This is a genomic window from Arhodomonas sp. KWT (assembly GCF_010993615.1).
Window position 1 is genome coordinate 1 of sequence record NZ_WNXE01000892.1, and the last position, 695, is coordinate 695.

1 protein-coding gene and 1 pseudogene are annotated in these 695 nt (G+C 70.2%); both read left to right on the top strand.

Going from position 1 to position 695, the window contains the following annotated elements:
- Positions 1-327: pseudogene (locus G7A99_RS23110) on the top strand (S-methyl-5-thioribose-1-phosphate isomerase); the annotation flags it as partial.
- A gap of 35 nt (positions 328-362) precedes the next feature.
- The coding region (locus G7A99_RS23115) for a peptidylprolyl isomerase (protein WP_205600026.1) at positions 363-695 on the top strand (333 nt) is incomplete at its 3' end.

The following is a 695-nucleotide window of genomic DNA, read 5'->3' on the forward strand; positions in this document are numbered from 1 at the left end:
GTCAGCGCCAACGGCGATGTCGCCAACAAGATCGGCACCTACCCGCTGGCGCTCGCCGCGCGGGCGCTGGGGGTCGGTTTCATGGTGGTCGCGCCGTTCTCCACCCTGGACTATGCCACCGCCAGCGGTGCCGACATCCCCATCGAGTACCGCGATGCGGAGGAGGTGCTGTCCGTCGCCGGCCAGCGCATCGCCGCCCCGGGCGCCGGCGCCTGGAATCCGGTGTTCGACGTCACCCCGGCGTCGCTGGTGGACGTGCTCGTCACCGAGCGCGGCGTGGTCGAGCGCCCGGACACCCACGGACTGGCCGCCCTCGCGCAGGAGTGAGCGCGGCCCCTGAACTACCGAGCCAAGGAGAAACGATGAAGAACGCACTGCTCACCCTCGCGCTGGCCGGCATGGTCGGCACGGCGTCCGCCGCCCCGCAGCCCGAGGTGGTCTTCCACACCAACCGGGGCGACATCCGGATCGCGCTCTATGCCGAGCGGGCGCCGGTGACCGTGGAGAACTTCCTCGCCTACGTGGATGCCGGTTTCTACGACGGCACCATCTTCCACCGGGTCATCCCCGGCTTCGTGATCCAGGGCGGCGGGTTCACCGAGGACATGCAGCGCAAGTCGACCCGCGAGCCCATCGAGAACGAGGCGGACAACGGGCTCGACAACGAGCGCGGCACGCTGTCGATGGCGCGCACC